Here is a 3,474-nt window from a genome sequence, read left to right as displayed (position 1 = left end):
TTTTTTTAATTGTACTCAGATTTAAAGCAATGTGGCCGTGAGATTGATTTCCAGAGCATTCAAAGCGCGGGAGACAGGACAATTTTCTTTGGCTTGTTTGGCCAGTTTCTGAAAATCATTTTCGGAAATATTGGCAACACGCGCACGCAAAGTCAGATCGCTTTTGGCAATAGAAAAACCGCCGCCTTCATTCGGCACGGTGCTGATGGTCGCGGTTGCCTGTAATTCCGTTGGCGGTGTGCCATTGGTGGAAAGCAGGGACGACAGCATCATGGCAAAACAACCGGCATGGGCAGCACCAATCAGTTCTTCCGGGTTGGTGCCTGCATTGCCGTGTATATCTTCAGTGCGTGATTTAAAGCTGTAAGGCAGTTCATTGAGTGCGGTGCTCTGGGTTGTCAGTTTTCCGGTGCCGGTTTTCAGGTCGCCGTTCCAGATGGCCGTGGCAGTTCGGTTCATTGTCTCTCTCCTAATTGATCCCGTGTCTGAGACTCTATGAAAAGAAATAGTTTTGACGTGCCTATTATCCAGTGCAATCCAAGCAGATTTTTGTCAGATCGCTTCACCCTGTAACAGGCGCGGGTTTTCCTTGCCAAAACCTGCGGCCTGTTTGATGAAATAGTTTTTCATCACCGGCAGGCGGTCAACAAGACCAAGCCCGATATCGCGCACGGTGCGCAGTGCCAGATTGTCATTAGAAAACAATCGGGTCAGAACATCGGTGCTGACGCCCATCTGCACGGTGTCGAAGCGGCGCCATGTCTGGTATTTTTCCAGCGCAGCAAATGAGCCGATATCGAGACCGAGGCGCTCGGTATCAACAATCACCTGTGCCAGCGTTGCCGCATCGCGGAAACCGAGATTCAGCCCCTGTCCGGCAATCGGGTGAATACCGTGCGCGGCATCACCAACCAGTGCGAAACGTGGCTTTACAAATTCACGCGCCAATGTGAGCCCCAGCGGGAAAGCCCGCTTGTTGCCTTCTACGCGGATTTCACCCAGATGATGACCGAAGCGCTGTTCCAGTTCAGCCTCAAACACGAAGTCATCCTGCGCAACCAGGCGGTTGGCATCTTCAGTGCGCTCTGCCCAGACGAGGGAGGAGCGGTTGCCTTTGAGCGGCAGAATGGCAAAAGGCCCGGCAGGCAGGAAATGTTCAATCGCGCGGCCTTCATGCGGACGCTCATGGGAAACATTGCAGACAATGCCGGACTGGCCATAGCTCCAGTGAACGGTTTTAATACCGGCCTGATCGCGCATACGGGAGCGCACACCATCGGCGCCGACCAGCAGTCTTGTTTCAAGCGTGCGGCCATCAGCCAGTGTTACAGTCACAGCATTGGAGGCGGTGGTGAAACCTTCAACACCGCAGCCTTCAATCACATTAATTCCGAGTTCAGCTGCCTTGGTATGAAGCGAGGCATTGAGAACTTTGTTTTCAACCATATGAGCGAAGGGTTCACCCGGATTAACCTCACCGGCAAAGGTCAGGAAAACAGGGCGCACCGGATCTGACACGCGGGAATCTGTTATCACCATGTCATTGATCGGCTGTGCATCCGGTTTGATTGCCTGCCAGCAGCCAAGCTGTTCCAGCATGCGGGTGGCGGCAGCGGCAATGGCCGAAGCGCGTGGATCTTTTTTCCACTGACCGGCCGGTGCAGCATCAATGATTGTGACATCCAGCTGAGGTGCGCCGGTTTTAATGGCAACCGCCGTGGTCATCCCCACATAACCTGCGCCCGCGATCAGAACATCTGTTTTGACCGGAGCAGATGCCGCCTCAGCAGCAGCCGGAGATGATTTGCGGGACGATTTGGCCATGACGGTTTCCTTCTCTGCACGACAGGTTTGCAGGACTGTCAGTTCTCTTTCAACCAGTTCGTGCTTTATAACACATAGATGTAGATAGGCTTTAAGCCGGTTTGTCTCAAGCGGAAATGCCGCAGTTTTTACCCGTAATCCCTTGCGCCGTCAGACGACCGGTTGTAGCCATAGTATAGCTGTCGCAGAAAATGAGTTTCCTATGTCTGAAGCAATGAAAGAACTTTTGTCGATCCTTGATCTGGAGCCGCTGGAGCATAATCTGTTTCGTGGTCGCAGCCCTCAGGTGGGCTGGCAGCGGGTTTTTGGCGGGCAGGTGATCGGTCAGGCACTGGTTGCGGCACAACGCACCGTTGAGGAAGGGCGTTTTGTCCATTCCCTGCACGGCTATTTCATGCGCCCCGGCGATCCTTCAATTCCGATTATTTATCGTGTGGAACGGCTTCGTGACGGTTCGAGCTTTTCGACCCGTCAGGTGGTTGCGATTCAGCATGGCGAGGCTATTTTTACTTTGTCTGCCTCGTTCCAGATTGATGAAGCAGGGCTTGAGCATCAGATTCCGATGCCGCTTCATGTGCCGATGCCGGAAAAACTGCTCAGCATCAAAGATATGAAAGAGCAATATATCCAGATGGCGCCAAAGGCCGTGCGCAAATATCTGGAGCGCGACCAGCCGATTGATATGAAACCGGTATCGCTCAGTCATTATCTCACCAAAGATCCGCTGCCGCCGGAGCAAAATGTCTGGGTGCGCGCCTGCGGTGAGGTGCCGGATGACCGTGCCTTGCAGGCGGCAATTCTGGCCTATCTCTCAGACATGACTTTGCTGGATACGTCACTGCATGCGCATGGACGCGCAGTATTTGATCCGGGTATGCAGGTTGCCAGTCTTGATCATTCGATGTGGTTCCATCATCCGTGCCGCCTGAATGACTGGCTGCTCTATAGTCAGGATAGTCCTATGGCGACCGGTGCGCGCGGCTTCAACCGTGGTTCAATCTTTACCCGTGACGGTGTGCTGATTGCCTCCACGGCGCAGGAAGGTCTGATCCGCGTCCGCGATTGAGATATGCACTGCAAAACAGAGTGAAATTACAAAACACGCCCGAAAACGGGCGTGTTTTTGTATTTTAAGCCTGCTGAATATGTCAAGGAATGACGGACTCATGGTTAATGCTGTCTTAACTACCATTGTTGTATAATCGGACGCGATTCATAAAATTTACTTGTCTTCCGCATTTCTGCGGGTTGAAACAGGTGAAAAAAATTGAGGCAGGTTTCATGCGGCAAGGCTATTCACCGTCCTACGGGCCAGATGAACAGGAAATTCGGGGAGAACGTCTGAGGCTCAGCGCTTTGCTGCGTCGTCAGATTGATATTTTCTCCGGTCTGTTGCTGCTGGCTTTGGTGGCGGGCGCTGTTGCCGCACTTGCCACATGGAATGTGGCTGATCCGAGTTTCAGCCATGCGACCGCCAATGAAGTGACCAATGCTGCAGGCTATCCGGGTGCGGTTTTTGCTGATCTTGCCATGCAATTTTATGGTCTTTCCAGTGTTGTTGTGCTGCTGCCGCTGGTTTTCTGGGGCATTTTGATGATCGTCAATGGTCGTATTGACCGTTTGGCACGACGTATTTCCGCATGGTTTTTT

The 3,474-nt window shown here is 52.7% G+C and carries 4 protein-coding genes; 2 read left to right on the top strand and 2 right to left on the bottom strand.

All coding sequences use genetic code 11. The features are described from left to right. Nucleotides 1-21 precede the first annotated feature (21 nt). Both A918_RS0103645 and A918_RS0103640 read right to left on the bottom strand, forming a co-directional pair. Nucleotides 22-459, bottom strand: coding sequence for an OsmC family protein (locus A918_RS0103645; protein WP_022709741.1), 438 nt, complete (start codon nt 457-459; stop codon nt 22-24). Between the two features lie 93 nt (nt 460-552). After that, the gene (locus A918_RS0103640; RefSeq protein WP_022709740.1) at nt 553-1,824 is read right to left on the bottom strand and encodes a ubiquinone biosynthesis hydroxylase; all 1,272 of its coding nucleotides are present in this window, start codon (nt 1,822-1,824) and stop codon (nt 553-555) included. A 202-nt stretch (nt 1,825-2,026) separates the two neighbouring features. Between A918_RS0103640 and tesB the strand changes: the two genes are divergently transcribed. Further along, on the top strand, nt 2,027-2,890 hold the full coding sequence (gene tesB, locus A918_RS0103635; RefSeq protein ID WP_033315854.1) for an acyl-CoA thioesterase II: 864 nt from the start codon (nt 2,027-2,029) through the stop codon (nt 2,888-2,890). A 215-nt stretch (nt 2,891-3,105) separates the two neighbouring features. Continuing rightward, nucleotides 3,106-3,474, top strand: a 369-nt coding sequence (locus A918_RS19325) for a DNA translocase FtsK 4TM domain-containing protein (RefSeq protein WP_198013269.1), incomplete at its 3' end; no start/stop codon positions are given.

It is taken from the genome of Pseudochrobactrum sp. AO18b (assembly GCF_000409565.1).
Lineage (GTDB): Bacteria > Pseudomonadota > Alphaproteobacteria > Rhizobiales > Rhizobiaceae > Pseudochrobactrum > Pseudochrobactrum saccharolyticum.
The sequence above is the reverse complement of the archived record's forward strand: the minus strand, read 5'-3'. Positions and strand labels throughout refer to the sequence as shown.

Bases quoted from the DNA above. Each gene is read 5' to 3' on its own strand.
- A918_RS0103640 (WP_022709740.1), bottom strand. From the start codon at position 1,824: ATGGCCAAATCGTCCCGCAAATCATCTCCGGCTGCTGCTGAGGCGGCA.
- tesB (WP_033315854.1), top strand. From the start codon at position 2,027: ATGTCTGAAGCAATGAAAGAACTTTTGTCGATCCTTGATCTGGAGCCG.
- A918_RS0103645 (WP_022709741.1), bottom strand. From the start codon at position 459: ATGAACCGAACTGCCACGGCCATCTGGAACGGCGACCTGAAAACCGGC.